Genomic DNA, 25,332 nt, shown 5'->3' on the forward strand with positions numbered 1-25,332 from the left:
GTTCAGATGTGGGTGATGGGCTGCGGCAGCGAATACGCTTCCGTATGCACCTGACGAATCGTCGTGAACGCGGCGACGGCCGAGGCCAGGCTAAAGGCCGTCAGCAGCGCAATGAGAACGGTGCGGGGGGTCATGGGACGCTCCTCCATCCAGATTGGTTACTCGCGTAGCGCGGTCCGGTACTCGCCGAGCGGTGCGATTTCGCCATCGAGCCAATCCTGCTGGAGCGCGAGCGCTTTCCAACCTTGGGCCATGCGTCGATAGCGCCGGAACGCCGGCTCTCCGTCGGCGCGCTCCGCGAACTGGAGACAGTTGTCTGCGTTCTCTCTGAAAAGATCCGATCGTTTCATCTCAATCAGCTGGGAGCCACGGCGGACCGCCGCAACTCTGTTACACGATATTAATGTTCGCTCTGCGCTGGTGGAACATGGCGCACGTTGCAGCGCGGGTCCTGCTCAGAAGCGACGCGACACTGCCAACGTGAAGGGCCTGCATTCTTAGGCGTCTCGGGATCTTCGGATCCGTCGGCATCTCGGCGCCATTGCTTCCGGCATCCCCGTCTCTGCCGTGGTTTCCATTGCTAGTCCCCTTCGGAGGCATCAAGACGGCAGCAATAGCGAACTTGAGGCGGGTTCTCCTCTTACTCGAATGAGACGCGCCCCCTTTCCCCGTTCCAATGGAAATCGCCTCCTTCGTCAGCGACGAATACATGGGAACCCTTTTCCTGGATTGGAGTTGAAGCACTCGCGCCAGTAAAGGCCGGTTCCATTAGCCTTGGAAATCGGCATCCTGGCTTGATTTGAGTAGTTGCGGCGGCTTCTATGGCCGCCGGCTATCCGAGTCTCGGATTTTTGCTGGTAGACGGTCTGCCACGGGGAACTTGATGAGCGATCTCGATTCTGCTGCCAGTCCGATGCCCGAGCGCCAAGGGTTTGGCCGCCAAGGCAACGGAGCCGAGGCGGCCGATGCCAGCCAGGACCTGCTCCGCGCTCTCCAGGCCATGCGTTCCGGAGATTTCTCCGTGCGTATGGGCGGCGACTATCTCGGCATCGACGGCAAGATCGCCGACACGTTCAACGAGATCATTGCGGCCAACGAGCGGATGGCGCAGCAGCTCGAGCGCGTCGGCCAGGTCGTGGGACGGGAGGGAAAGACGCGCCAGCGCGTGCGGTTCGGCATCGCAAGCGGCTCCTGGGCGGATATGGAGAGCTCGATCAACACGTTGATCGACGATCTTCTATGGCCCACCCGTGAGGTGACGCGCGCGGTTGCCGCCGTGGCCCAAGGCGACCTCTTGCAGACCGTGAAACTGGACGTCGATGGCCGGCCTCTGGGCGGCGAGTTCCTGCAGTCGGCGACCATCGTCAATACGATGATCAAGCAGCTCAGCGTCTTCACGTCCGAAGTGACCCGCGTGGCGCGCGAGGTCGGCACCGAGGGCAAGCTCGGCGGCCAGGCCCAGGTTCCCGAAGTCACGGGCGTCTGGAAGGACCTGACCGAGAGCGTCAACTCCATGGCCAACAACCTCACCGGCCAGGTCCGCAATATCGCGGAGGTGACGATCGCGGTTGCCAATGGCGACCTGTCGAAGAAGATCACGGTCGACGTGCGTGGTGAAATTCTGCAGCTGAAGGAAGCCATCAACACGATGGTCGATCAGCTCAGGTCGTTCGCGTCGGAGGTGACGCGTGTGGCGCGCGAGGTCGGCACCGACGGCAAGCTCGGCGGTCAGGCCATCGTTCCCGGCGTTGCCGGCACCTGGAAGGACCTCACCGACTCCGTCAACGCGATGTGCGGCAACCTCACCGCTCAGGTCCGCAATATCGCCAACGTCACCACTGCAGTCGCCCGCGGTGACCTGTCACGCAAGATCACGGTCGACGTGCGCGGCGAGATCCTGGAGCTGAAGGACACCATCAACACGATGGTCGACCAGCTCAACGCCTTCGCCTCCGAGGTGACCCGCGTGGCGCGCGAGGTCGGCACCGAGGGCAAGCTCGGCGGCCAGGCCCAGGTGCCCGGCGTTGCCGGCACCTGGAAGGATTTGACCGACAACGTGAACTTCATGGCGTCGAACCTGACGGCACAGGTCCGCAACATCGCCGACGTCGCCACAGCCATCGCCAGCGGCGACCTGTCGAAAAAGATCACGGTCAACGTCTCCGGCGAGATCCTTCAGCTGAAGGAAACGCTGAACACAATGGTCGACCAGCTCAATGCGTTCGCCGGCGAGGTGACGCGCGTGGCGCGAGAGGTCGGCACCGACGGTCGGCTCGGCGGCCAGGCCAACGTGCTCGGCGTCGCCGGCACCTGGAAGGATCTCACCGAGAGCGTCAACTCGATGGCGTCGAACCTGACGGCGCAGGTCCGCAACATCGCCGAGGTGACGACCGCCGTCGCCAATGGCGACCTGTCGAAGAAGATCACCGTCGACGTGCGCGGCGAGATCCTGGAGCTGAAGGACACCATCAACACGATGGTCGACCAGCTCAACGCGTTCGCCGGCGAGGTGACCCGCGTCGCGCGCGAGGTCGGCACCGAGGGCAAACTGGGTGGCCAGGCCATGGTGCGCGGAGTCGCGGGCACCTGGAAGGACCTGACCGACAGCGTCAACTCGATGGCCTCCAACCTGACCGGCCAGGTCCGCAACATCGCGGAGGTCGCCACCGCCGTCGCCAAGGGCGACCTGTCGAAGAAGATCACGGTCAACGTCTCCGGCGAGATCCTTCAGCTGAAGGAAACGCTGAACACGATGGTCGACCAGCTCAACGCCTTCGCCGGCGAAGTGACGCGCGTGGCGCGCGAGGTCGGCACCGACGGCAAGCTCGGCGGCCAGGCCGAGGTGCCCGGCGTCGCCGGCACCTGGAAGGATCTCACCGACAGCGTCAACTCTATGGCCGGCAATTTGACGGCGCAGGTGCGCAACATCGCCGAGGTGGCAACGGCCATCGCCGGAGGCGACCTGTCGCGCAAGATCACCGTCGACGTGCGCGGCGAGATCCTGAGCCTCAAAGAGACGCTGAACACGATGGTCGATCAGCTCAACCGCTTCGCGGGCGAGGTGACGCGCGTCGCGCGCGAGGTTGGCACCGAGGGCCGGCTCGGCGGCCAGGCCAACGTGCCCGGCGTCGCCGGCACCTGGAAGGATCTCACCGACAGCGTCAACTCGATGGCCGGCAATCTGACGGCTCAGGTCCGCAACATCGCCGAGGTGACCACAGCAGTGGCGCGCGGCGACCTGTCGCGCAAGATCACCGTCGACGTGAAGGGCGAGATCCTCGAGCTGAAGAACACCATCAACACCATGGTCGATCAGCTCAACGCCTTCGCCTCCGAAGTGACGCGCGTGGCGCGCGAGGTCGGCACCGAAGGCAAGTTGGGCGGCCAGGCCGAGGTGCCGGAAGTCGCGGGCACCTGGAAGGATTTGACCGACAGCGTCAACTTCATGGCCTCGAACCTGACGGCCCAGGTGCGCAACATCGCCGAGGTCGCGACCGCGATCGCCGGCGGCGACCTGTCGAAAAAGATCACCGTCGACGTGCGCGGCGAGATCCTGCTGCTCAAGGACACCCTGAACACGATGGTGGAGCAGTTGCGCTCGTTCGCGGCCGAAGTGACGCGCGTCGCGCGCGAGGTCGGCACCGAGGGCCGGTTGGGCGGCCAGGCCGTTGTGCCCGGCGTCGGCGGCACCTGGAAGGACCTGACCGACAACGTCAACCTGCTCGCGGCCAACCTGACTACGCAGGTCCGCAACATCGCCGAGGTGACAACCGCCGTGGCGCGCGGCGACCTGTCGCGCAAGATCACGGTTGACGTGAAGGGCGAGATCCTCGAGCTGAAGAACACCATCAACACCATGGTCGATCAGCTCAACGCCTTCGCCGGCGAGGTGACGCGCGTGGCACGCGAGGTCGGCACCGAGGGCAAGCTCGGCGGACAGGCGCAGGTGCCGGGCGTTGCCGGCACCTGGAAGGACCTCACCGATACCGTGAATTTCATGGCCGCGAATTTGACCGAGCAGGTCCGCGGCATCGTCAAGGTCGTGACCGCCGTCGCCAATGGCGATCTCAAGCAGAACCTCACGGTCAAATCGAAGGGCGAGGTCGCAGCGCTCGCCGAAACCATCAACAACATGACGGAGACGCTGGCGACCTTCGCCGACCAGGTGACGAGCGTTGCCCGCGAGGTCGGCGTCGAGGGCCGGCTCGGCGGCCAGGCCAACGTGCCCGGCGCGGCCGGCACGTGGAAGGATCTGACCGGCAACGTCAACCTGCTTGCGGCCAACCTGACATCCCAGGTGCGCGCCATCGCCGAGGTCGCGACGGCCGTGACCAAGGGCGATCTCACCCGCTCCATCCAGGTCGATGCCCGCGGCGAGGTGTCCGAGCTCAAAGACAACATCAATACGATGATCACCAATCTGAGGCTCACCACCGACCTCAACACGGAGCAGGACTGGCTCAAGACCAACCTGGCCAAGTTCACCAACATGCTGCAGGGCCAGCGCGACCTGACCACCGTCGGCCGCCTGCTGCTGACCGAGCTGACGCCGCTGGTGAACGCCCACCGCGGTGTGATCTACCAGGTCGAGACCGAGTCCACGCCACAGCTGCGCCTGCTTGCCTCATACGCCGATGACGGCATCTATCCTCACCGGACTCACGTCCAGTTCGGCGAGGGGCTGATCGGACAATGCGCGATCGACAAGCGACAGCGGCTCGTCTCCGAGATTCCATCCGACGTCATCCCCGTGGGCTCCGCCCTGCTCCGCGCCGTCCCGAAGAACCTCGTGGTGCTGCCGGTGTTGTTCGAGAACCAGGTCAAGGCGGTGATCGAGCTGGCATCGCTTAGTTTGTTCACGACGTCGCAGATGACGTTCCTCGAGCAGCTCACCGACTCCATCGGCATCGTGCTCAATTCGATCGAAGCCACGATGCAGACCGAAGGGCTGTTGAAGCAGTCGCAGCAGCTCGCCGCGGAGCTTCAGACCCAGCAGCGCGAGCTGCAACAGACCAACGAGCAGCTCGAGCAGAAGGCGCAACAGCTCGCCGAGCGCAACGTCGAGGTCGAGCGCAAGAACCAGGAGATCGAGCAGGCCCGCCGCGCGCTCGAGGAAAAGGCGACCGAGCTCGCGCTGACATCCAAGTACAAGTCCGAGTTCCTCGCCAACATGTCGCACGAGCTGCGCACGCCGCTCAACAGCATCCTGATCCTCGGCCAGCAGCTGACCGAGAATCCGGACGGCAATCTCACCCTCAAGCAGGTCGAGTTCGCCCGCACCATCCATGGCGCCGGCACCGATCTGCTCAATCTGATCAGCGACATCCTCGATCTCTCCAAGATCGAGTCCGGCACCGTGACGGTCGATGCCGAGGAGATCCTCACCACCAACCTCCTGGAAACCGTGGGACGTCCGTTCCGCCACGAGGCGGAAAATCGCCTGCTCGCCTTCAACATCGACGTGGACCCGAACCTTGCGCGTAGCATCGTCACGGATTCCAAGCGCCTGCAGCAGGTGTTGAAGAATCTGCTCTCGAACGCCTTCAAGTTCACCGCCGAAGGAGGGGTGCGCTTGAAGGTATCTGCGGCGCTCGGCGGATGGAGCGCAGAACATCCGGTGCTCAACACTGCACCGGCCGTGATCGCGTTCGAAGTCTCGGACACCGGCATCGGCATTCCGCAAGACAAGCAGAAACTGATCTTCGAGGCGTTCCAGCAGGCGGATGCCGGCACGAGCCGCAAATATGGTGGCACCGGCCTCGGGCTCGCGATCAGCCGCGAGCTCGCCAACCTCCTGGGCGGCGAGATCCATCTCAAGAGCGCACCCGGCAAGGGCAGCACCTTCACGCTCTATCTGCCGCTCAAATATTCAGGTCCCGCAACGACGCCCCGCGTCAGTCCAGCATCGCCCGTTCCCTATGTTCAACCCCCAGCACTACAGCAAGCGGCCGCGCCGGAGCGCGGGATCGAGCCCCCGCCGGACGATCGTCTCGATCTCGAACCCGGCGATACGATCCTGCTCGTGGTCGAGGACGATCCGCACTACGCGCGCGTCCTGATCGACCTCGCGCGCGACAAGGGCTTCAAGGTGCTGATCGCCGGCCGCGGCGCCGAGGCGCTGGACCTCGCCAAGCAGTATCAACCGGCCGCGATCTCTCTCGACGTCTTCCTGCCGGACATGCTCGGCTGGACCGTTCTGAGCCAGCTCAAGCATAATCCGCTGACGCGGCACATCCCGGTGCAGATCATCACGCTCGACGAAGACCGCCAGCACGCTTTGGCGCGTGGCGCGTTCTCCTTTGTCAGCAAGCCCACGACAACGGAAGGCGTCAGCGCGGCCCTGTCGCAGATCAAGGAATACGCCAAGCCGCGACGCAAGCGGCTACTGATCGTCGAGGACAACGCGGCCGAGCAACTCAGCATCCGCCAGTTGTTGGATCACGACGACATCGAGATCATCGCGGCGCATACGGGAGCTTCGGCGCTCGAGACGCTGCGCAGCGCGCCGTGCGATTGCGTGGTTCTCGATCTGCGGCTGCCCGACATGAGCGGGTTCGACGTACTCGATCAATTGCGCTCCGACGATTTCTTGTCGAGCGTTCCGGTGGTCGTCTTCACCGGGCGGGAATTGTCGGCCGAGGAGGATGCGGAACTGCATACGATGGCGCGCAGCATCGTCGTCAAGGGCGTCGAGTCACCGGAGCGGCTGCTCGACGAGACGTCGTTGTTCCTACACCGTGTGATTACGGAACTGCCGCTCGAGAAGCAGCGCATGCTGGAGAAGCTGAACAGTTCCGACGAAGATCTGATCGGCAAGACGGTGCTGCTGGTCGACGACGACGCCCGCAACATCTTTGCTCTCTCCAGCGTGCTGGAACGCCGCGGCATGAAAGTGCTGACGGCGACCACCGGAAGCGAAGCGATCGACCTGGTGCAGAGCAATCCCGCGATCTCGATCGTCCTGATGGACATCATGATGCCGCAGATGGATGGTTACCAGACGATCGGCGTCATTAGGCAAAATCCCGCCTTCGTCCGGCTCCCCATCATCGCGTTGACCGCGAAAGCCATGAAGGGAGACCGCGAAAAGTGTCTCGAAGCTGGCGCCTCCGATTATCTGGCAAAACCCGTCAACACCGAGCAGCTGCTCCTTGCGATCCGCATGTGGCTGCACCGCTGAACGGTTCATCATGATGGAACATGCGAAGGTCAACATCCTCCTGGTCGACGATCAGCCGGCGAAGCTGCTGGCTTACGAGGTCATCCTGAAGGAACTCGGCGAGAAACTCGTAGTCGCCACCTCCGGGCGCGAGGCGCTCGAAATTCTGTTGAAGAACGAGATCGCGGTGATCCTCGTCGACGTCTGCATGCCCGAGCTCGACGGCTTCGAACTGGCGCAAATGATCCGTGAGCATCCGAGGTTCCAGAAGATTGCGATCATCTTCATCTCCGCCATCCAGGTGAGCGACTTCGACCGCCTTCGTGGCTATGAGATGGGCGCCGTCGACTACGTACCGGTTCCCGTCGTGCCGGAGGTGCTGCGCGCCAAGATCAAGGTTTTTGCCGAGCTCTATCGCAAGACACGCGAGCTGGAACATCTCAACCTTGAGCTGGAGGACCGGGTACGGGCCCGCACGGCCGAGCTTGAGCGATCGACAGCAAAGCTCGTCGAGAGCGAGCAGCGTCGGAGCATGGCGATCGCGGCCGGCAGGATGGGTTCGTGGGACTGGGACGGTGTCAATGGCGATTGGATGTGGGACGAGGGCCAGTACCGCATCTTCGGCGTCTCGCCTCAGAGCTTCGAGCTGAACACCGTGAACATCATGGCGCTCCTGCACCGGGAGGATGCCGAGCGTGCCCGCCAAGTGGTCGCGGAATTCAGCCGAGGCACGACATCGTATGAGGCTGAGTTCCGGATCAACCGGCCAGATGGCGAAGAACGCTGGTGCGTCGGAACGGCCGCAGCGACAACCGACAGGACCGGTCGCGTGATCCGCGTCAGCGGGGTCACGATCGACATCACCGAGCGCAAACGCGCCGAGGAACGCCAGAACCTACTGACCCGCGAGGTCGATCATCGCGCCAAGAATGCGCTGACCTTGGCCCAGTCGATCGTTCGCCTGACAAAAGCCGACAGCGTGAAGACCTATGTCGACGCGGTAGAGGGGCGCATCAGCGCGCTGGCCCGCGTACACACCATCCTCTCGCTATCAAGCTGGGAAGGTGCGAAGATAAGCAGGCTGGTGGCCGAAGAACTCGCGCCCTATGCGACTGGCGGCCAGGTCGCCTTCGACGGCGCCGAGCTGCAACTCGAGCCGGCGACCGCGCAGACGCTGGCGCTGGCGCTGCACGAGCTGGTGACAAACTCGGCCAAATACGGCGCGCTGTCGGTCCGCTCCGGGCATCTCTCAGTCAAATGGACCATCGAGAATGAGCGCCTGGATCTGATCTGGATTGAAACCGGCGGTCCCTTGGTGCGCGCGCCGACCTCGCGCGGCTTCGGCACGCGCAGCCTGATGGCCAGTGTGGAAAGCCAGCTCGGTGGGCGCGCCTCGTTCGACTGGCGTCCCGAAGGATTGGTGTGCCGGCTGGTCGTCCCGCTCCGCCCCGGCGCGACCCCGCCGGAGATCACAAGCCCTTGCGCAACGGTGGCGCCGGGCGACGCACGACAACGGGCTGCCGGCTGACCGCTCCGGACGGCTCAGGCGGCCATGTCGCGCGAGATCCGGACCGGGATCGACTTGGCGGCGGGCACCTTGCTCCCCTCCGCGTAGTGCCATAGCGGAATCAATCCGTTGCATTCGGGGTAGTAGGCCGCGACGCTGTAGCGCGGAATGTCGAACGCCACTGCCTGGAGCCCGCCCAGCGAGCGCGCCACGCCGTCATCGGCCTCGGTCGAAAGCCGAACCAGTTCGCCCTGCTTGATGCCCAGATCAGCCATGTCGCTCGCGTTCATGAAAACGATCTGACGGCCACCCGTGACGCCGCGAAATCGGTCGTCCTCGTTGTAGATGGTGGTGTTGAACTGGCCGTCGGCGCGCAAGGTCATCAACTGGTACACGCCATTGCCTTCCTCCGGCGGATTGAGTGCCGCCTTGGGCACGGTGAAGTTCGCCTTGCCGGTCGATGTCTTCCATTTGCGTTCGCGGGCGCCAATGGGCCGCGGAAAGCCGCCGGGCTGAAACAGGCGCTTGTTGAAGTCCTTGAACTGGTCGGGATAGGTTCGCTCGATGGCATCTCTGACGCGCGCGTAGTCGCCGACCCAGGCATCCCAGTCGACTCGCGGATTTGGCTTCAGGGTGGCCTTGGCGAGACCGGCGACAATGGCTGGTTCGGACAACAGGGTCTCGGCGACTGGCTGGCGCTGGCCGCGCGAGCCGTGAATGCAGGTAGTGGAGTCCTCCTTCGAGACCGCCTGCTCTCCGCCCGCCTGCCGGTCGATTTCGATGCGGCCGAGGCACGGCAACAGATAGGTCACCTCGCCCGGAACGAGGTGACTGCGATTGAGCTTGGTTGCGATCTGCACCGACAGCCGCAGCTTCGACCATGCCGGCTCCATCAGCGAACGTTCCGGAACGGCGCGCAGGAAATTGCCGCCGAGGCTGACGAAGCCCTTCACGTCGCCCTTGATGATGCCCTGGCAGGCATCGACCGTGCTGAGACCGTCCCAGCGCGGCGGCTCGAAGGAATAAAGCTCGGCCAGCTTGTCGAGCGGCACCAGCTTGGTCTTCTCCGAGATTCCCACGGTACGCTGCCCCTGCACGTTGGAATGGCCGCGGACAGGCGAGATACCCGCCCCGGGCTTCCCGATGTTGCCGCGCAATAGCAGCAGATTCACGATCATCTTGGCGGTCTCGACGCCATGGCGATGCTGGGTAATTCCCATCCCATAGTTGGCTATGACGGCGCGTGAGCCTGCGTAGACCTTGGCGGCCTCCAGAATAGCGCTGCGCGTGAGGCCGGAGGAGCGTTCGATATCGCTCCACGACGCCTGCCGGCAGCAGGTTGCGAAAGCTTCGAAGCCGGACGTGTGCTGCTCGATGAAGGCGACATCGAGCACGCGCGGGCTCTTGGTCGCGACCGCGGCATCATCCGCCTCGATCACGGCCTTGCACAATCCGAGTAGCGCCGCACCATCGCCGCCAATGCGCAGCTGATGATACTGCGTGCTGATCCGCGTTCCCCCGGTCAGCACCATTTGAATGGGATTTTGTGGATTGGTGAAGCGCTCCAGCCCACGCTCCCGCAGCGGATTGAACGTGATGATGGGCACGCCGCGTTGTGCCGCCTTCTGCAACGGATGCAGCATGCGCGGCGAGTTGGTCGTCGTGTTCTGGCCGAAGAAGAAGAAGAAGCAATCTGCCTTGTCGAAATCCTGAAGGAGCACCGTACCGACGGGGACGCCAATCACCTCCGGCAGAGCCACTGATGTGGATTCGTGGCACATGTTGGAGCTGTCGGGAAAATTTGTTGGTGCCGTACATGCGGCCGAACAACTGATACATGTAGCTGGTCTCGAGCGAAGCCCGGCCCGAGGTGTACATCACGACCGAATGCGGATCGAGATTGTTCAACTCCGCGCCGACGTCACGAAAGGCCTCCTCCCAGCTCACGGCGACATAGCGATCCGCCGCAGCATCGTAGCGCAGGGGATGAGCAAGACGCCCTTGCTCTTCCAGCTGATGATCCGACCAGGTCCGCAACTCAGCTAACGTGTGCCGAGCAAAGAACTCCGGTCCGACCGTCTTGCCGGTGATTTCCCACGCGGTTGCCTTGGCGCCATTCTCGCAGAATTCGAACGGGTGCGGCTTTGCCGGCTTGGCCCAGGAGCAGCTGACGCACATGAAGCCGCCTGGCTTGTTCTGTTTGAGCAGGATCTCGCTGCCGAGCAGCGTGACCTCCTCCTGCGTCAGGATGCTCGCGACCGCGCGCACCGATCCCCAACCGCCGGCCGGAGCCTTGTAGTCCTCGATTTTTGCTTTCTCACTCACGACACATCTCCCGCGGCCCGTTCAAGAGCGGCAAACCCGGGATAAGCAGCGAAGTTCCGACGTCTCACTGAACGTTGCGAGGCCGTCGACCACTGGCCAATGTGCGATCGGGGGCGGAATTGGGAACGACCCAGCCCGCCGCGCGTCTTTTCTGGGCCTCTGGCGGCGTTCCCCCATTGCGCTGGAGGCGCTCCGTGTGGACTGCGGCCCAGCGTCCGAACACCTTCGGACGCTGGGCCCGTCCCCGCGCCCCGATCGCTGCGGACTCAGGCCGCATTGCGTTTGAGATGGCGGCCTTCCTTGACCTCTTCGATGATCTTGGCGCTGAAGGCTTCCAGATCGCTGGGATCGCGCGATGTGATCACGCCCTGATCGACAACGACCTCCGCGTCCTGCCACTGCGCGCCGGCATTGGCGACGTCCGTCTTGATCGATTTGTAGGACGTCATCTTGCGCCCCTTGGCAATTCCGGTCTCGATCAGGAGCCACGGCGCATGACAGACCGCAGCAACGATCTTCTTGGCTTCGAAGATCTCCTTGATGAACCGCAGTGCCTTCGGCTCCAGACGCAGCAGATCCGGATTGATCTGACCGCCCGGCAGCACGACGGCGTCGTAGTCCGCAGCAGAAGCCTGGTCCAAAGTCTTGTCGACCTTGACGGACCGTCCCCAATCCTTGTCATCCCAGCCCTTGATCTCGCCCGGCGCGAGCGAGATGATCTCGACGGTCGCGCCCGCCTGCTTCAAGCGGTCGCACGGCACTTCGAGCTCGGATTGTTCGAACCCGTTGGTCGCGAGGATCGCGATCTTCTTTCCCTTGATGTCCATTGAATTCTCCTGGAAATTCGACACCGCGGGCAACCTCGCGCTTGCGTCCATGTTCCGCCGGGCGGGCCGGACGGATCGTCACAACTGGTCGATCGGATCGGCAAGCTCCTGCGTGGAACCAGCCAGCACCTGCAGCAGTTTGTCTGGACGTGCCTGCCTCGAATGGACGGCCGGCTTTGAGCAGCGCGGCATCGCTGCCTCGATGGATCGCAATCTGGAGGCGCTCGTGCCCTACGCATTGTTTGAGAATGACGAACAGCTGACCCGTCCGTTTCGTACCGAGCGCGAGGTCTGGGAGGCTGCGGAACAGGCTGATCTCATCACGCTCGGCACGCACGGCGAAAAGATCCTGGACAACAATTTCGAGATCAAATCGTGCGAGGCTACCGCGGAAGAGCTCATGACCGTGCCGCCGGACATCGTCTTGCCCGAGGCTCGTACCTCCGAACCAGCGCCAACGACGGCAGCCAACAGGAAGTCGCAGGGCTCCGCACGCCCCAGCCAGGGTGCAACGGATCAGGATGAAGTCGGCTCGGGCGCGCCGAACAACGACCTGTCGCAAGCATCGAACCGCTGACGCACATCGGCCGGTCAGAGCCCTCGCGTCCGGAGGGTCCGTTTTTCGCTCTGGCTCCAGATGACTGGCATCGCTCCGCGATGCTCCCAACGCCGCCAGCATCTCATGCGTGCCGGGCGCCCCGCTGCTTGCGAGGCAGCAGGCTCGCCTGCTCCACCTTGAGCTGCTCGCGCTGCTGCCGCAGCCGCTCGAGAGTTTGCAGCATGCGCTGCAACAGCGCCTCGGCCGCGGCTGTCGCCACTCCGGCTCGCCGCAGTTGCAAGATTTCACGACGCTGCCGCCCGACCTGTAGACGCATTCGATCGATCTCGTCTCGGACCCAACACAGATCGCGCATGGAGCACCCATAGGCAAGCATCGCTGCAATCTAGAACAAATCATGAACTTACGCAAGCCACTCCACAGGCTGGGGCATCCGAACTGATTAATGAGATCGAGACGCTCGCGGGGGACTGGAGCGTTCGTGCCCCAAGTAATCAGGACAACAGATCGACAAATGGTATTCCCATGTTGCCGATGCCGGCCTGGAGCCGTCGCGAATCAAGACCTGGTTGTTTAGTCTTCGCGGCATTTCGCGGGAGTGCACCATGGTTGCGGACAGTGACAGCAAGGTTGCCTGGCATCGCGCCCAGCTCAAAAAGAATCGTGCGGTCTTGAAGCAGATCGAGACGGCCCGGTTCACCGTCGGCGAGAGCGCCGACGGGAAAGCGCTGGAACTGACCAAGCGGCAAGTGGCTGAGCTCCAGCTCAAGATTCGTGAGTCCGAGCAGGTCATTGCCCAGCACGATAAGCAGACGCGACGCCCGCTGGCGACCGACCTGCGTAGCCTCTCCAACGTCGCCTGGCGCAACTGGACGGGCAACGGCCCGCGCTGAGTGTGGGCTCCTGCTGCGAGTCAGTCGACGACATTCCGACGCACGCCTTCCACCCGAACCGTCGAGATGGTCGAAGGCTCGGACGGATTGTCCTCAGGCCTCCAGCGCCTCAGCCGCTCATCGCTCCTCCGGAGTGCATCGAGATCGATGCGTCCTTCCGCCAGAGCTTCCTTGGCGCAAGCAAGCACGCGATGGAACTGGGTCCCGTCATAGGCCACCAGCAAGAGATCGGCGCCGCCATTGAGCGCTTCCACGACGGCTTTGCACAGATCACGGCCATAGACCGCCCCCATCACCAGATCATCCGTCACGACCACGCCCTGATAGTTCCAGCGGCCGCGAATGAGGCCATCGAGCACGGCCTTGGAATGTGAGGCAGGCCGCTCTGGATCGATCGCATAGACCATCACGTGACCGACCATCATTGCCGCGTGCGAGCCCTGCAGCACTTGTCGGAACGGCCGCCAATCCGACTGTTCCAACACATCGACTGCCGTGTCGAGCTGTGCCGAGAAGTGATGCGTGTCCGCCGCGACGCGCCCGAGGCCAGGGAAGTGCTTCACCGCCGCGCGAACACCGCTTGCTTCCAAGCCGCGGACATAACCAAGCGCGATGTCGCCGACCACCGTGGGATCGTTGGAGATCGCGCGCCGGCCGATCAAGGTGTGGAAGTCCAGTCGGTTGCGCGTCCAGCTCGGGCGAAGGTCGACGACAGGAGCCAGATTGAAGGTGATGCCCGCAGCCGCGAGCGCCTCACCTTGGGTACGTCCCATCGCGAACGCATCCTGCGCGCGGCGAGAGGCCGGCAGATCGGCCAGCGTCGCGAGGCCGGGCATGTTCGGCAGGGTCGGAGACAGGTGTGCGACAGTGCCTCCCTCCTGATCCGCCGCAACCAGCAGGGGCGACAGCCCGGCGCTCCGGCGCTCGGCCTGCAATCGCGCGATCTCGGCGCGCAATTGAGGCTCGGTCCGGCCACGTACGTTGTGGTGTGTCACATAGACGCCCGCGATCAATCCCTGTCGCGCCAGCGCGGCGGCGTCGTCCACGGCCGTGTAGCCGACGATGAAATGCCGGCCGAGCAGATGCGCCACGTCCGGGGGCGTGCGGAACGTCTCGTACTTGCGCCAAGCAAACATGAACTGCGTCGACGTCAGCATGATCAGCGGAACACACCATGCCACGACGAGCGCGCGTCCGGCGGCATCCCGCCGCCACCGACCGCCGAGCATCAGTAGCAGCGGAACGGCAAGTCCTATGAGAAGCAGGGCTGCGTGGCCACTGCCCCGCAGCCGAACCAGATAGGGCTCGTTGCTGTTCAGCGTGACGAAAATGAAGAGCAGAGCAAGAAGCCAGAGAACCGCGGTCCTGATACGTCCGAGCATGTGTGCAGCCGATCATCCCAGGGAAAGACGACCATTGCGTAACAATCACGCTTCCCCTGCGCCAGATGTGGAATCGCGTCTGCACGAAATCTGCAAACAAATCCTGAAATGCTGCAGACCGTCTCCGGCACCGCTGCACGCGCGGGGGTCATGCTCGCTTCATCGGCGGGCGCTGCCGACCGAGTCGTGACTCAACCAAGGACTACTTCAATGAATGGCTCCGCCGAGCTGACGGCTTCCCCAGAGGCATCTGAGTCCATGTGGCACAAGTTCATCATCGCGATCGGCCTGCTCGGGCTCGCCGACATCCTGCTTTACGACCAGACGCTAGGCCTCTCCTTCCCGATCTTTGCGGCAGCGCTCTTCGCAGCCAGCCTCCTCGCCAATCACGACCGGATCCACCGCCCGCGCGCGATTCTTGCGAATATCGTCCTCGTTGCAGGCCTGTTGCCCGCGATCGAGGACCTGACGACGTTGTCGGTATTGATCGTCGTCCTCGGGACGATATCGGCCGTCGCCCTGTCGACCGATCCGGCCGCCGAAGGACTTCTCGTGCCGCTGAGCGCAGCACGGCAACTTCTTCTGATCGGACCGTTCCAACTGATCCCCGATACTTTGGCCACGCTTCGTGCCAACGATTTTACACGCATCGTGCTGACCTGGAGCATCCCCCTCGCCCTCAGCCTCGTCTTCATTCTCCTGTTCGCGGCAGCCAATCCCGTCATCGAGCAATGGCTCGACGAACTGCATCCTCAGCACATTGCGTCGAGCCTGAGCGTAGGCCGTCCCATCTTCTGGCTCCTGATGGTGTCCCTGATCTGGCCATTCATCAACTTGCGCTGGCGCCAACGAGGCAAGACGCAACGTCCTCCGATCGATCTCGATGGCGACGACCAGGCGCCGTCGGTCGTCAGCCCCCTCCTCAACCAGCAGACCGTCGTCCGCTCCTTGATTCTGTTCAACCTGCTGTTTGCGATCCAGACCGCCCTGGATGGCGTCTATCTGTGGGGACATGCGGCGCTTCCCAACGGAATGACTTACGCGACCTACGCCCACCGAGGCGCCTACCCGCTGATCGCTACGGCACTTCTGGCGGCCGCCTTTGTCATCGCCGCCGTCCGCTCGGGACAGGAGGGGTCGCGGCTCATCCGCCCGCTCGTCTATCTCTGGGTCGGACAGAACGTGATGCTGGTCGTATCCTCGATTCAGCGGGTCCACATCTATATCGAGAGCTATCTCCTGACGCAGTGGCGCATCGCGGCTCTGATATGGATGGCGCTGGTCGCCGTGGGACTGATCCTGATCATGGCGCGGATCATTCTGGAGAAGCCCAATACATGGCTCGTGCGCATGAACCTGCTTGCGCTCGCGGCGACGCTCTACGGCTGCGCGCTGGTCAATTTCAACGGGCTGATCGCCGACTACAACGTGACCAGCAGCCGTGAGGCAGGACGCAGCGGCTCCGCCATCGATAGGGACTATCTCTCCAGCCTCGGTACCCAAGCCCTGCCGGCCGTGCGGCGCGCCATGTTGCTGTTGCCGCAGGACGCCGGTCTGCCCCGGATCCACGACCGGCTGCTGGACCAGCAGGTGGCCGAAATGGCGTCGTGGCGATCCTGGAGTTTTCGCGGCTGGCGCTTGCAGCGCTATCTCGATAGACATCCTCTAACGCAGAATCCCAGTTGATGCCTCGCCGCGGAGCCCTGGCCGTGTCCCCCCGAATCCTCATTGTCGACGATGACGCGCATATCCGCGAGGTCCTGCGTGTCGCCGTGAGCAAGGCCGGCATGGCGGTGACGGAGGCGGCCGACGGTCGGGCCGCGCTGGTCAGGTTCGCCGAGGACCGGCCCGACCTCATCGTGCTCGACGTCGGCATGCCGGAGTTCGACGGGCTCGAAGTCTGCCGGCGCATCCGCCGGACCTCGCAGGTGCCGATCCTGTTCCTGTCGGCGCGCGACGAGGAGATCGACCGCATTCTCGGGCTCGAGATCGGCGGCGACGACTACGTGACCAAGCCGTTCAGCCCGCGCGAGCTGGTTGCCCGCGTCAACGTCATTCTCCGTCGGGTCAACTCCGGTGCTGCGGATCGTACGCTCGAACCGGAGGAGCTGGCGCACGGCAGGCTTCGTCTCGACTCGCAGCAGCATCTGGCGCGCTTCGGCGATACGCCGCTGACGCTCACAGCGCTGGAGTTCAGCATCCTGCGCACGCTGATGACGCGTCCTGCAGTCGTTTTCAGTCGCGAGCAGATCATGACCGCCGCCTATCAGCTCAACATCCAGGTCTCCGACCGAACGATCGACAGCCACATCCGCAACATCAGAGCGAAGCTCGCAGCCGCGCATTGCGACGACGCGATCGAGACCGTCCATGGCGTGGGCTTCCGGCTCGGCCGCTGCGGCGCCTCATGATCGCGCCCAAGCCCAGGGCGAAATGGCGGCCGTCGCTGGGACAGATCGTCTTCGGCGTGCTGGCGCTGGTCGCCACCCTGCCCCTGGTCGGGCTGTTCTTCTTTCGCATCTACGACAACCAGCTGATCCGTCAGACACAGGCAGAGCTGATCGCGCAGAGCCGTGTGCTCGCGGCGGTCTTTGCCGAGGAGGTGTCCGCGCGCCTTGCCGCTGGCCTTCCGCTCGGCGCCGAAATCCCGCCCGAGGCACGCCCCGATTCCGCAGACGAGGTGACACCCATCCGTCCCCTGCTCGATCTGCTGGCCAACGATCTGTTCGTCCGCCGCCCGGACGCCCGCGACGCGATCCATCCTGCGGATCCCGCCTATGTCGCGATCGGCGCGCGGTTGCTTCCGATCGTCAGGGAGACGCAGAAGGTCACCTTGGCCGGATTCCGTGTGCTCGATCCGCAAGGCGTCGTGATCGCCGGCCGCGATGAAATGGGCAAGTCACTCGCCCATGTCGATGAAGTGGCCGTCGCGCTGAAGGGACGCTACAGCGCGGCGCTCCGCATTCGTATCCCCGACAAGACGCCGCCACCGATCTATTCGATCAGCCGCGGCGTCGGCGTTCATGTCTTCTCGGCCATGCCGGTGGTCGTCAACGATCGCGTCGCCGGCGTCATCTACACTTCGCGGACGCCCCGCAACATCTTCGAGCATCTTTATCAAGAGCGCGGCAAGTTCGTTGCCGCAGGCTCCGCCATCGTCCTCACGACGCTGCTGGTTGGCCTCATCGTGGCACGCACGATCACACGGCCGATGCGCGAGCTGGTCGATCGCGCCGGCAGGATCGGACGCAACGATCCCGCGGGTTTCCGTCCGCTCGCCCATTACGGCACCCGCGACTTCGCGGAGCTCGCCGAGCACTTCTTCGCCATGGCCGAGCAACTGGCCCAACGCTCCAACTACATCCGGAGCTTTTCCGCGCATCTGACGCACGAGCTCAAATCGCCGCTGACCTCGATCAAGGGTGCAGCCGAGCTGCTGCTCGACTCTCTGGCCAGCCCTTCCGAGACCTTGACACGCGCCGAGCAGGAGAAATTCCTCACCAACATCCTTGGCGACGCCGACCGCCTCGCGGCGCTGGCCCAACGCTTGCGCGAGCTGGCACGGGCGGAGACGGTGTCGACGGTCGAGGCCGGTAGCATAGCCGAGGCCGTCAGCACGCTGCGAGCGCGTTTCCCCTCGACCGTCATCGAGACGTCCGGCCCGGTCGAGCGCAGCACCATGCTCCCGAACGAGACCGCGCTGATCGTGCTCACGCATCTCGTCGACAACGCCGTCCGGCACGGCGCCCGGCGCATCCGCCTCGAGGCCGAGGAGAGCAAGGAGATGCTGATCGTCATCGCCAGCAATGATGGCGATCCGATCTCGCCGGAGAACCGCGACCGCATCTTCGATGCCTTCTTCACGACCCGGCGCGACAGCGGCGGTACCGGCATGGGGCTGGCGATCGTGCGCGCCATCATGGCAAGCCATGGCGGCGAGATCTCGCTGCGGCCGGGCGACAACGGTGTTGCGTTCGAGCTGCGGCTGCCGATCGAAGGCCCCATGACGTCGACCTGAGATAGCGCAGTCTATTGGCGCCGCGTCAGAGTTGCCTCCGGTCGGTTCGTGGCAGCCGGCAATCCCCACCTCATTCAAGTCCCCGTCGGCGAAGATCTTCTCCCATTCGTTTGTATACGAGCAATGTATGCCACGGTGCCGCCGGCTGCATGGACCGGCCGAGAATGCCGCAGATCTGCATCGCAATTCGCAAATGACTTGGACCCGCGATCCGCGTAATCTTCGCCGCAATTGCACCATCGGCCAGCGTCCCCGCTTGGCCTTCGGGAGACCTTGATGAATTCGAGCCGTTTCGAGATCAGCCGCCGGACCGCCCTCCTGACCTCCGCCGCCATCGCCGCGAACGTGGTCAATCCATTCCGGGCCTTCGCCCAAGAGACCCCGCGCAAAGGCGGCGTATTCAACGTGCATTACGGCGCCGAGCAGCGCCAGCTCAACCCGAGCCTTCAGGCATCGACCGGCGTCTACATCATCGGAGGCAAGATCCAGGAGAACCTCGTCGACCTCGATGCCAACGGCCAGCCGGTCGGCGTGCTTGCCGAGAGCTGGGAGGCGACGCCGGATGGCAAGACCGTCACTTTCAAGCTGCGCAAGGGCATCACCTGGCATGACGGCAAGCCGTTCACGTCGGAGGACGTCGCCTTCACCGCGATGAACATGTGGAAGAAGATCCTCAACTACGGATCGACCTTGCAGCTGTTCCTGACAGCGGTCGACACGCCGGATCCGCAGACCGCGATCTTCCGCTACGAGCGGCCGATGCCGCTCAACCTGCTCCTGCGCGCGCTACCCGATCTCGGCTACGTCTCGGCCAAGCACATCTATGAGAGCGGCGACATCCGGCAGAACCCCGCCAACCTCGCCCCCATCGGCACCGGTCCGTTCAAGTTCGTGAAGTACGAGCGCGGGCAATATATCATGGCCGAGCGCAACACCGATTATTGGCGGCCGAACACGCCCTACCTCGATCGCATCGTGTGGAAAGTGATCACCGACCGCGCCGCCGCAGCCGCGCAGATGGAGGCCGGCGAGTTGCACTACAGCCCGTTCTCTGGCCTGACCATCTCCGACATGGCGCGGCTCGGCAAGGACAAGCGCTTCATCGTCTCGACGAAGGGCAACGAGGGCAACGCGCGCACCAACACGCTCGAGTTCAACGTCCGCCGCAAGGAGCTGGCGGATGTCAGGGTCCGCCGTGCCATCGCGCATGCGATCAACGTTCCTTTCTTCATCGAGAACTTCCTCGGCGATTTCGCCAAGCTGGGCACCGGCCCGATCCCGTCGACCTCGACCGACTTCTACCCCGGCGCTAATACGCCGCAATATCCCTACGACAAGGCCAAGGCGGCGGCGCTCTTGGACGAAGCCGGCTACAAGCCCGGCGCCGGTGGCAGCCGCTTCTCGCTGCGGCTGCTGCCCGCGCCATGGGGCGAGGACATCTCGCTGTGGTCGACCTTCCTCCAGCAATCGCTGGGCGAGGTCGGCATCGCGATCGAGATCGTGCGCAACGATGGCGGCGGTTTCCTGAAGCAGGTCTATGACGAGCACGCCTTCGACCTCGCGACCGGCTGGCACCAGTATCGCAACGATCCGGCCGTCTCGACCACGGTCTGGTACCGCTCCGGGCAGCCCAAGGGCGCGCCGTGGACCAACCAGTGGGGGTGGGACGACGCCAAGATCGACAAGATCATCGATGACGCGGCGACCGAGGTCGATCCGGCCAAGCGCAAGGCGCTCTATGCCGATTTCGTGCGCGAGGCCAATACCGAGCTGCCGGTGTGGATGCCGATCGAGCAGATCTTCGTCACCGTGATCACGGCCAAGGCGCGCAACCACTCGAACACGCCGCGCTGGGGATCGTCGAGCTGGCACGATCTGTGGCTTTCCGCCTGAGCCGGAATCCGTCAGGATAAGGCCATGCGCATCTTGAGCCTTGCGGGGCGGCGGCTCGCTGCCTCGATCCCCACCCTGTTCCTGATCCTGATCGGCGTCTTTCTCCTGCTGCAACTCGCGCCGGGCGACACGGTCGACGCGATGATGGCCCAGATGGGCGGCGGCGATGCTGCGACTGCCCGCGAGCTGCGCCGCTTCTATGGGCTGGATCTGTCGGTCTCGATGCAGCTGGCCAATTACCTGTGGCGGCTGGTGCGCCTCGATCTCGGATTCTCCGCGATCTACGGCAAGCCCGTCGCCGCCGTGATCCTGGAGCGGCTGCCGCCGACCCTGCTGTTGATGACTTCGTCCCTGTCCTTTGCCTTTTTCTTCGGTCTTGTCTTCGGGGTGATCGCTGCGCGCGACGTCAACCGGTGGCCCGACACGCTGATCTCCACCGTGGGGTTGATCTTCTACGCGACCCCGTCGTTCTGGTTTGGTCTGATGGCCATCGTCGTGTTCTCGATCTACCTGCAGTGGCTGCCAGCCGGCGGCTTCGAGGATATCGGCGCGGTCACGAGCGGCCTCTGGCGCGTGCTCGACGTCGCCCGCCACCTGGTGTTGCCGTCCTTGACGCTCGGCCTGATCTTCCTGGCCATCTATCTGCGCATCATGCGCGCATCCATGCTCGAGGTCCAGAACCTCGATTTCGTCCGCACCGCACGTGCCAAGGGCCTCGACGAGACCCGCATCATCACCCGCCACGTTCTGCGCAACGCGCTGCTGCCGATGGTCACGCTGATCGGACTGCAGGCGGGGACGATGCTCGGCGGCTCCGTCGTCGTCGAGACCGTGTTCTCGCTGCCTGGCCTCGGACGCCTTGCTTATGAATCGGTGGTCCAGCGCGATCTCAACACCCTGCTCGGCATCGTGTTCGTCTCCGCGCTCCTGGTGATTGCGGTCAACTTCATCACCGATCTGCTCTATGCGCGGCTCGACCCGCGCATCACGGCGGAGAACTGAGCATGGACGCCGTGAAGCGCTATTTCCGCAGTCCCTCCGCGGTGTTCGGCCTGATCCTGCTTCTTGTGGTGGTGGGCATGGCGATCAGCGCCGGCTATCTCTATCCGCGCGATCCGCTCGCGCTCGCCGGGCGTCCGCTGATCTGGCCGTTCGCCAATCCGCGCTTCCTGCTCGGCACCGACAATTCCGGCCGCGACATTGCCGCCCAGGTCTTTCACGGCGCCCGCATTTCGCTGCTGATCGGCGGCGTCGCCACGTTCATTGCCGTGGCGATCGGAATCATGGTCGGCGCACTCGCCGGCTACTACGGCGGGTGGGTCGACAACATCCTGATGCGCATCACCGAGGCCTTCCAGACACTGCCGAATTTCGTGCTGCTGCTGGTGCTGGTCGCGGTGTTCGGCTCGACCTTGACGACGGTCACGATCGCCGTCGGCATCGTCTCATGGCCGGCGCCGGCGCGGCTGACGCGGGCTGAGTTCCTCTCGCTGCGCGGCCGCGAATTCGTCCAGGCCGGACGCACCCTCGGCATGCGCGACACCCAGCTGATGCTGGGCGAGATCCTGCCCAACGCGCTGCCGCCGGTGATCGTCTATGCCGGCGTCGTGATGGCGGTTGCGATCCTCCTGGAGAGTGCACTCGCCTTCCTGCGGCTGTCCGACGCCAACGTCGCCTCCTGGGGCAACCTGATCGGTCTCGGGCGCGATGTGCTGCGCGTGCAGTGGTACGTGTCGGCGATCCCCGGCGTTGCCATCCTCATCACCGTGCTTGCGGTGTCGCTGGTCGGCCAGGGCCTCAACGATGCACTGAACCCACGGCTGAAGCAGCGATGAGTCCAGCCAAGCCCGTTCTGACCGTCGATCGCCTCAGCGTACGGCTGCCGAAAGGCGCCGACCGAACGCATGCCATCTCCGAGGTCTCGCTTGCGATCGCCGAAAACGAGATCGTCTGCATCGTCGGGGAGTCCGGCTCCGGCAAGTCGATGATGGCCAATGCCATCATGCGGCTGCTGCCCGACGGTGTAGGCACGGATGGCGGACACATCCTGTTTACCGGGCGCGATCTCTGCACCGCCACGGCGGCCGAGATGCGCAGCATTCGCGGCGCCGAGATCGCGATGGTGTTCCAGGAGCCGATGACCGCGCTCAATCCGTTGCGCACGATCGGCGACCAGATCGGCGAGGTCTTCGACATCCATACCGATCTCTCCAAGGCCGAGATCAGGTCGCGCGTGCTGTCCCTGTTGTCCGACGTCCATATTCCCGATCCGCCGCGCGCGGCGAAGGCGTATCCGCACGAGTTGTCCGGCGGCCAACGCCAGCGCGCGATGATCGCCATGGCCTTGGCGCTCGATCCGAAGCTGCTGATCGCCGACGAGCCGACCACGGCGCTCGATGTCACGACGCAGGCCCAGATCCTCAAGCTGATCCGCGAGCTGCAGCAGCGGCGCAAGACCGCGGTGCTGTTCATCACCCACGACTTCGGTGTCGTCGCCGAGATCGCCGACCGCGTCGTCGTGATGCAGCATGGGATCGTCGTCGAACAGGGCGCGGCGGCGGATATCCTGCAACGGCCGCAGCATGACTACACCAGGCAGTTGATCGCCGCGGTGCCGCCCGTGGCGGCGCCCCCGGCACGCGAGCTGTCGGACCGGATGATCCTCACCATCTCCGGCGTCTCGAAGACCTATCGCACCGGTGGCTTCCTCGGCCGCGGCGAGCGCGTCACTCATGCGGTCAGGGACGTCTCGCTCGCACTGCCAAAGGGTGCAACGCTCGGCATTGTCGGCGAATCGGGCTCCGGAAAATCCACCCTCGCCCGCTGCATCATCCGCCTCATCGATCCCGATGCAGGAACGATCCTGCTCGACGGTCAGGACTGGGCTCGCCTCTCGCGCAGCGAGATCAGAAGCCGGACCCGGCAGATGCAGATGGTGTTTCAGGACCCGTTCGCCTCGCTGAATCCCCGGCGCAAGGCGGTCGAACTGGTGGCGCAGGGACCGATCGTGCATGGCGCCGCGCGAGACCAGGCGCTGACCGAGGCGCGCGAGCTGTTCAGCCTGGTGGGGCTCGACCCGTCCGCCGCCGATCGCTTCCCGCATGAGTTCTCCGGAGGTCAGCGTCAGCGCATCGGGCTGGCGCGCGCGCTGGCACTAAGGCCCAAGGTGCTGGTCGCGGACGAACCGGTGTCCGCTCTCGACGTCTCCGTCCAGGCGCAGGTGTTGAAGCTGCTGACCAGCCTGCGCGAGCGGCTCGACCTGTCGATCATCTTCATCACGCATGACTTGCGCGTTGCAGCCCAGATCTGCGATCTGGTCGCGGTGATGAAGGACGGCGTCGTCGTCGAGCATGGACCCACGCACGACGTGTTCGGCAACCCGCAGCATCCGTATACGCAGGCTCTGCTCGAGGCCATTCCGGGCGGCGACTTCGCCCGGACCGAACATCCCACCTCTTAGCTGATCTCGCGCGCGTCACGGTATCGGTACAAGAGCAGCATCAGCGGCGCAAACGGACGCAGCAGGGCGTGCGCCGGAATGGTGACCGGCTCCGTGAATGGCAGCGCCAGCTCGTTCGCCGACACGCCGCGCACCGCTTTCGCAAGCTCCGCACCGAGGGGGATCGTGAGCGCGACCGCCCGGCCGTTGCAGCCGGTCCAGCCATAGGCATCAGGACCGAGGCGATGAATCCGCGGCATGTAGTCCGTGGTCATGCCGACATAGCCGTTCCAGACGTAGTCGAACCTGACCTCGCCGATCTGCGGCCACAGGCGCTGCAGGCGTTCGGCGACCCGCGCCTTCAGCCGCTCGGCCTTATTGCCGGGGCCGATCACGGCGCCGCCGGTGACCAGTCGGTTGCGGGCGTCGTAACGCGCAAAATAGAGTTCGCCATGGGTATCGGACATCGCCTGCCGCGCCGGGATGACGGTCTTCCGCACATTGTCCGACAGCGGCTGCGTCGCCATCTGCCACGACAGCACCGGCATCACCTCGTGCGCGATATCCGGTGCGAGCGCCTTGGAGAACTCGCCGCTATAGGCATTGCTCGCCAGCACCAGCGCGCGCGCCGACAGCTCCCCTCGTGCGGTGCGCACGATCCAGCGATCCCCCCGCCGGGCGAAATCGATCACCGGCGAGCGCGCATAGATCCGGCCTCCCAGGTTCAGCACCGTCCGCGCCAAGCCACGCGCCAGCGCGAGCGGATTGATGTGGCCGCCGGTCTTGTTCCAGAAGCCGCCATGCCAGGCGTCCGAGCCGAGCATGTCGCGCGTCTGGTCGCGTGAGAGCAGCTCGACATCGGCGCCGAACTTCGACCACTGCTTGAACCGGCGCTCGGCAATCTTGATCCGCCCGGGCGAATGCACCGGCTGCACCCACCCGGCCTGCTCGTGCTCCGCATCGATCCTGTAGCGCCTGACGGTCTCGAACAGCGCGGAGGCGCTGTCGCGCAGCATCGCAACGAAGCGCTCGCCGGCAGCGCCGTGACGGGCGATGAGATCCTCGGGATCCGGGCGTGACAGCGTCGGAATGACCTGACCGTTGTTCCGGCCGGATGCGCCCCAGCCCGGCTCCATCGCCTCGACGATCGCGACATCGACGCCGGCCTCGCGCAGATGCAGCGCCGTCGACAAGCCGGTGAAGCCGCCGCCGATGATCACGACATCGGCCTGCAAGCTGCCCTGTAGCACGGGCAGATCAGGGCCAGGCGGGGTCTGTGCGGCCCACAAGGACGGCGGCCATTGAACGTTTTCTGCGGTCATGCTCATGG

The 25,332-nt window shown here is 64.4% G+C and carries 17 protein-coding genes and 1 pseudogene; 11 read left to right on the plus strand and 7 right to left on the minus strand.

The features are described from left to right. Positions 1–2: 2 nt before the first annotated feature. Both QX124_RS14125 and QX124_RS14130 read right to left on the minus strand, forming a co-directional pair. Positions 3–134 (minus strand): hypothetical protein, encoded by a 132-nt coding sequence (locus QX124_RS14125; protein ID WP_315756589.1) that lies wholly within the window; start codon positions 132–134, stop codon positions 3–5. Between the two features lie 24 nt (positions 135–158). Then, positions 159–350: a hypothetical protein gene (locus tag QX124_RS14130; protein WP_315797465.1), complete on the minus strand. Its 192-nt coding sequence runs from the start codon at positions 348–350 to the stop codon at positions 159–161. A 650-nt stretch (positions 351–1,000) separates the two neighbouring features. Here QX124_RS14130 and QX124_RS14135 point away from each other — a divergent pair. Further along, on the plus strand, positions 1,001–7,180 hold the full coding sequence (locus tag QX124_RS14135; protein ID WP_409997701.1) for a HAMP domain-containing protein: 6,180 nt from the start codon (positions 1,001–1,003) through the stop codon (positions 7,178–7,180). 13 nt (positions 7,181–7,193) lie between these two features. Beyond that, entirely contained in the window at positions 7,194–8,687 is a 1,494-nt protein-coding gene (locus QX124_RS14140) for an HWE histidine kinase domain-containing protein (protein WP_315797467.1), read from the plus strand. Between the two features lie 14 nt (positions 8,688–8,701). On the opposite strand, the pseudogene QX124_RS14145 reads toward QX124_RS14140, so the two are convergent. Next, positions 8,702–10,991, minus strand: a pseudogene (locus tag QX124_RS14145) (FdhF/YdeP family oxidoreductase). Between the two features lie 266 nt (positions 10,992–11,257). Then, a complete protein-coding gene (locus tag QX124_RS14150) occupies positions 11,258–11,818 on the minus strand; it encodes a type 1 glutamine amidotransferase domain-containing protein (protein WP_315774903.1) in 561 nt (186 codons plus the stop codon). On the opposite strand from QX124_RS14150, the gene QX124_RS14155 reads away from it, so the two are divergent. Then, the gene (locus tag QX124_RS14155; protein ID WP_315738071.1) at positions 11,811–12,395 is read left to right on the plus strand and encodes a hypothetical protein; all 585 of its coding nucleotides are present in this window, start codon (positions 11,811–11,813) and stop codon (positions 12,393–12,395) included. The genes QX124_RS14150 and QX124_RS14155 overlap by 8 nt on opposite strands. 103 nt (positions 12,396–12,498) lie before the next feature. On the opposite strand, the gene QX124_RS14160 is transcribed toward QX124_RS14155, so the two are convergent. Continuing rightward, complete coding sequence (locus QX124_RS14160) at positions 12,499–12,693, minus strand: hypothetical protein (protein WP_315797468.1); 195 nt, start codon at positions 12,691–12,693, stop codon at positions 12,499–12,501. Between the two features lie 289 nt (positions 12,694–12,982). Between QX124_RS14160 and QX124_RS14165 the strand changes: the two genes are divergently transcribed. Then, complete coding sequence (locus QX124_RS14165; RefSeq protein WP_315738073.1) at positions 12,983–13,270, plus strand: hypothetical protein; 288 nt, start codon at positions 12,983–12,985, stop codon at positions 13,268–13,270. Positions 13,271–13,290: 20 nt separating this feature from the next. Here the strand turns inward: QX124_RS14165 and QX124_RS14170 are convergent, their stop codons facing one another. After that, entirely contained in the window at positions 13,291–14,652 is a 1,362-nt protein-coding gene (locus QX124_RS14170; protein ID WP_315797469.1) for a glycoside hydrolase family 3 N-terminal domain-containing protein, read from the minus strand. Between the two features lie 210 nt (positions 14,653–14,862). Between QX124_RS14170 and QX124_RS14175 the strand changes: the two genes are divergently transcribed. The 7 genes from QX124_RS14175 (at position 14,863) to QX124_RS14205 (ending at position 24,023) form a co-directional block, all read left to right on the plus strand. Further along, positions 14,863–16,338 (plus strand): DUF4173 domain-containing protein, encoded by a 1,476-nt coding sequence (locus tag QX124_RS14175; RefSeq protein WP_315797470.1) that lies wholly within the window; start codon positions 14,863–14,865, stop codon positions 16,336–16,338. Positions 16,339–16,361: 23 nt separating this feature from the next. After that, positions 16,362–17,063 (plus strand): response regulator transcription factor, encoded by a 702-nt coding sequence (locus QX124_RS14180; RefSeq protein WP_315738076.1) that lies wholly within the window; start codon positions 16,362–16,364, stop codon positions 17,061–17,063. Then, positions 17,060–18,670: a sensor histidine kinase gene (locus QX124_RS14185; protein ID WP_315797471.1), complete on the plus strand. Its 1,611-nt coding sequence runs from the start codon at positions 17,060–17,062 to the stop codon at positions 18,668–18,670. Before QX124_RS14180 ends, QX124_RS14185 begins: the two co-directional genes overlap by 4 nt. A 276-nt stretch (positions 18,671–18,946) precedes the next feature. Then, complete coding sequence (locus QX124_RS14190; RefSeq protein WP_315797472.1) at positions 18,947–20,563, plus strand: ABC transporter substrate-binding protein; 1,617 nt, start codon at positions 18,947–18,949, stop codon at positions 20,561–20,563. Between the two features lie 24 nt (positions 20,564–20,587). After that, entirely contained in the window at positions 20,588–21,565 is a 978-nt protein-coding gene (locus QX124_RS14195) for an ABC transporter permease (protein WP_315797473.1), read from the plus strand. 2 nt (positions 21,566–21,567) lie between these two features. Beyond that, positions 21,568–22,398 (plus strand): ABC transporter permease, encoded by an 831-nt coding sequence (locus QX124_RS14200; RefSeq protein WP_315797474.1) that lies wholly within the window; start codon positions 21,568–21,570, stop codon positions 22,396–22,398. Beyond that, positions 22,395–24,023, plus strand: a complete 1,629-nt coding sequence (locus QX124_RS14205; RefSeq protein WP_315797475.1) for an ABC transporter ATP-binding protein — start codon at positions 22,395–22,397, stop codon at positions 24,021–24,023. The genes QX124_RS14200 and QX124_RS14205 overlap by 4 nt, the downstream gene beginning before the upstream one ends. On the opposite strand, the gene QX124_RS14210 is transcribed toward QX124_RS14205, so the two are convergent. Then, positions 24,020–25,330, minus strand: a complete 1,311-nt coding sequence (locus QX124_RS14210) for an NAD(P)/FAD-dependent oxidoreductase (RefSeq protein ID WP_315797476.1) — start codon at positions 25,328–25,330, stop codon at positions 24,020–24,022. The two genes, QX124_RS14205 and QX124_RS14210, sit on opposite strands and share 4 nt — an antisense overlap. Positions 25,331–25,332 lie beyond the last annotated feature (2 nt).

This window comes from Bradyrhizobium sp. SZCCHNRI3043 (assembly GCF_032377735.1).
GTDB lineage: Bacteria > Pseudomonadota > Alphaproteobacteria > Rhizobiales > Xanthobacteraceae > Bradyrhizobium.